Annotated in this window: 4 protein-coding genes; all 4 read right to left on the minus strand. The window is 69.2% G+C overall.

Annotated features, from left to right (window positions below):
* Positions 1 to 240: 240 nt before the first annotated feature.
* The gene (locus FGX59_RS36195) at positions 241 to 999 is read right to left on the minus strand and encodes an ABC transporter ATP-binding protein (protein ID WP_138473389.1); all 759 of its coding nucleotides are present in this window, start codon (positions 997 to 999) and stop codon (positions 241 to 243) included.
* Entirely contained in the window at positions 996 to 1,841 is an 846-nt protein-coding gene (locus FGX59_RS36200; RefSeq protein WP_138473390.1) for an ABC transporter ATP-binding protein, read from the minus strand. The genes FGX59_RS36195 and FGX59_RS36200 overlap by 4 nt, the downstream gene beginning before the upstream one ends.
* A 2-nt stretch (positions 1,842 to 1,843) precedes the next feature.
* Positions 1,844 to 2,749 (minus strand): nickel transporter permease, encoded by a 906-nt coding sequence (gene nikC / locus FGX59_RS36205; RefSeq protein ID WP_171061015.1) that lies wholly within the window; start codon positions 2,747 to 2,749, stop codon positions 1,844 to 1,846.
* Positions 2,746 to 3,669 (minus strand): ABC transporter permease (locus FGX59_RS36210; RefSeq protein WP_240722876.1); only part of this gene is annotated, 924 nt, incomplete at its 5' end. The genes nikC and FGX59_RS36210, both read right to left, overlap by 4 nt.

The raw sequence follows: 3,669 nt of genomic DNA on the forward strand, positions 1-3,669 counted from the left end.
CCCGGGGTCCGGGCGGTCGGGCCAGCGCGTCTGTCTGGCCGCTGGCATGGCGGTGGCGGGGCGGGGACCGGCTGCTGTCGGGGCGCTGTTCCGGGGGCTGGCTGGGCGGCGGGGCTCGGGCTGGGCTGGGCCGCGGGGCTGGTGCGGGCGGGCGGCCGGGGTTCGGGCCTGGCCGGGGCGGAGACGCGGAAGCGCCGCGCGGATGCTTTCCGCGCGGCGCTGCGGTCCGGCTCTGCGGGGCTAGATCGCCCTTTCGTAGGCCAGCGAGGCGTCGATCAGCTGGCGGGCATAGGGATGGGTGGCGCCGTTGCCGGGGATCGCCTCGCGGGGGAGGATCTCGGTGACCTCGCCGCGCTGCATCACCGCGAAGCGGTCGCACATGTGGTCGACCACCGCCAGGTCGTGGCTGACCATCAGGTAGGTGAAGCCCTTCTCCGCCTGCAGCCGCTGCAGCAGGTTGAGGATCTCGGCCTGCACCGAGACGTCGAGCGCCGAGGTCGGCTCGTCGAGCAGCAGCACATGCGGCTCGAGGATCAGCGCCCGGGCGATGGCGACGCGCTGGCGCTGCCCGCCCGAGAGCTGGTGGGGGAAGCGGTCGAGGAACGACACCGGCAGGCCGACATCCGTCATCGCCTGCGCCATGCGGTCCTCCATGTCGCCCATCCGGTGGATGCGGATCGGCTCGGAGAGGGTGGTGCGCACCGACTGGCGCGGATGCAGCGAGCCGTAGGGGTCCTGGAAGACCATCTGCAGGCTGCGGCAGCGCTCGGCCACGCTCATGCCGCGCACGGACTGGCCGCCGATCGAGATCTGCCCGCTCCAGGTGGAGAGCAGCATCGACACGCAGAGCAGGATCGTCGACTTGCCCGAGCCGCTCTCGCCCACCAGGCCGAAGCATTCGCCCGCCGCCACGTCGAAGGAGACGTCCGGCAGCACCTTCACCGCCGCGGCGCCGAGGCCGAAGCTCATCGACAGGTTTTCCACCTTCACCGGTTTCATGCGGTCTCCTCCGTCGGCCGGGTCCATTCGGGGCGGCGCTCCAGCACCGGCAGCGGCGCGCGGCTGCCGCCGATGCGGGGCTGGGCGGCCAGCAGGCCGCGGGTATAGGGATGCTCGGCGCGGTCCAGATCGGCCGCCTTCAGCGTCTCGACCACCCGCCCGGCATACATGATCAGCACCCGGTCGCAGAAGTTGCGGACCAGGTTCAGGTCATGGCTGATCATGATCAGCCCGATGCCCTTCTCGCGCACCAGATCGTCGAGGATCTTCAGCACCTCGAGCCGCACGGTGACGTCGAGCGCCGAGGTCGGCTCGTCGGCGATCACCAGCTCGGGCTCGGCCAGCAGCATCATCGCGATCATGATCCGCTGGCCCATCCCGCCCGAGACCTCGTGCGGGTAGCGGTCGTAGACCAGGTGCGGGTCGCGGATCTGCACGGCCTCCAGCATCGCCAGGGCGCGGGCCTTCGCCTCGCGCTTCGAGCAGCGGAAATGCGTCAGGTAGGCCTCGGCGATCTGCTCGCCGCAGCGCCGGATCGGGTTCAGCGAGAATTTCGGGTCCTGCAGGATCATCGACATGCGGTTGCCGCGGATGTCGAGCATCTGCTTCTCGCCGGCCTCGAGGAGGGCGGTCTCGCGGAACTGCAGGCGCTTGGCGGTAATGTCGGCGGTCGGCAGCAGCTTGAGGAGCGCGCGGCCGACGGTCGACTTGCCCGAGCCGGATTCGCCGACGATGCCCAGCCGCTCGCGCCCCAGGGTGAAGCTGACATTGCGCACGGCGGGGCCGGGCGCGCCGCGGTAGCGGATCGTGAGGTCCTCGACCTCGAGGATCGGGTCGGACATGGTCACCTCCGGTTCATCTGCTTGGGATCGAGCGCGTCGCGCAGCCCGTCGCCGAGAAGGTTGAAGGCGAGCGAGACCATGAGGATGGCGAGGCCGGGGAAGGTCACGAGCCACCAGCTGTCGATCATGTAGCGCCGCCCGGTCGCGATCATCGCGCCCCATTCGGGCATCGGCGGCTGCGCCCCGAGCCCGAGGAAGCCGAGCCCGGCGGCGGTCAGGATCACGGTCGCCATGTTCAGCGTCAGCCGGATCATCACCGAGGGCAGGCACATCGGCACGATGGATTTCCAGATGATCCGCGCCGAGGAGGCGCCCTGCAGCCGCGCCGCCGAGATGTAGTCGGCCTTGCGGAAGGTCAGCGTCTCGGCGCGCGCCAGCCGCGCGATCGGCGGCCAGGCGGTCAGCGAGATGGCGATGATCGCGTTGTTGAGGCTCGGCCCCAGCGCGGCGACGAAGGCCAGCGACAGGATCAGCGAGGGGAAGCTGAGGAAGATGTCGGTGATCCGCATCAGCACGGTGTCGACGCGGCCGCCGAAATAGCCCGCCACCGTGCCCACCGCCATGCCGATCGGGCCGACGACGATGGTGACGAGGAAGATGATCCTCAGCGTGATCGCCGCCCCGAAGAGCAGCCGCGAGAGGATGTCGCGGCCCAGCTCGTCGGTGCCGAACCAGTGCGCCGCCGAGGGCGCCTGCAGCGTGTTCTGCAGATCCTGCGCATAGGGGTCGTAGGGCGCCAGCAGCGGGCCCAGCAGCGCGGTGGCGACAAGGAAGCCCAGGACGATCAGGCCGAAGGCCGAGGTCGGGCTCTTCCAGAGGAATTTCAGGATGTTGCCGAAGGCGGCGAGGCCCTGCGGCAGGCGGAGCCGGGCGCCAGCGCGGCCGGTCTCGGAATGGAGCATGGTCATCGGGTCCTCGGGTCGAATACGCGGTAGAGCAGGTCGGAGACCAGGTTGAGCGCGATGAAGATGACGCCGACCAGCAGCACGCAGGTCATCAGCGCGTTCATGTCGCCCATCCTCAGCACCGAGGTCAGGTACTGGCCGAAGCCGGGCCAGGCGAAGACCGTCTCGATCAGCACGGCGCCCTCGAGCAGCGCGCCATAGGCCAGCGCGACGATGGTGACGAGCTGGACGCGGATATTGCCGAAGGCGTGGCTCCAGATGGTCTTGCGCTCGGAGAGGCCCTTGACCCGCGCGGTGGTGACGTATTCCTGGTTGATCTGGTCCAGCATGAAGCTGCGCGTCATCCGGGTGATATAGGCCGAGGAGGAATAGCCGAGCAGCGAGGCGGGCAGGATCAGGTGGTTGACGGCGCTGCGGAACACCTCCCATTCGCCGGCCAGGGCGCTGTCGATCAGCAGGAAGCCGGTGCGGTCGGGGACGAGGCCGATATAGAACTGGCTCATCCGCCCGGCGCCGCCGACCCATCCGAGCGCGGCGTAGAAGACCAGCAGGCCGATCATCCCGGTCCAGAAGATCGGCATCGAGTGGCCGGTCAGGCTGAAGACGCGGATCGCGTGGTCCTGCCAGCGGTCCTTCTTGACGGCGGCGAGCACGCCGAGCGGGATGCCGAGCCCGGCGCCGATGAGGATGGCGAAGGTCGCCAGCTCGATCGTGGCGGGCAGGACATGCAGGATGTCGTCGAGCACCGGCTGTCCGGTTCTCAGCGAGGTGCCGAAATCCAGCGTGGCGACATCGCGCAGGTAGAACAGGAACTGCTGCCACATCGGCTTGTCGAGGCCGAGCTGCTGGTAGACATTCATGTAGACCTCCCGCGTCGCCTCCTCGCCAACGATCGCGCGGACAGGATCCACAGGCATGATCCG

The organism is Poseidonocella sp. HB161398 (genome assembly GCF_005870025.1).
Lineage (GTDB): Bacteria > Pseudomonadota > Alphaproteobacteria > Rhodobacterales > Rhodobacteraceae > Mangrovicoccus.

Bases quoted from the DNA above. Each gene is read 5' to 3' on its own strand.
- FGX59_RS36195 (WP_138473389.1), bottom strand. From the start codon at position 999: ATGAAACCGGTGAAGGTGGAAAACCTGTCGATGAGCTTCGGCCTCGGC.
- FGX59_RS36200 (WP_138473390.1), bottom strand. From the start codon at position 1,841: ATGTCCGACCCGATCCTCGAGGTCGAGGACCTCACGATCCGCTACCGC.
- nikC (WP_171061015.1), bottom strand. From the start codon at position 2,749: ATGACCATGCTCCATTCCGAGACCGGCCGCGCTGGCGCCCGGCTCCGC.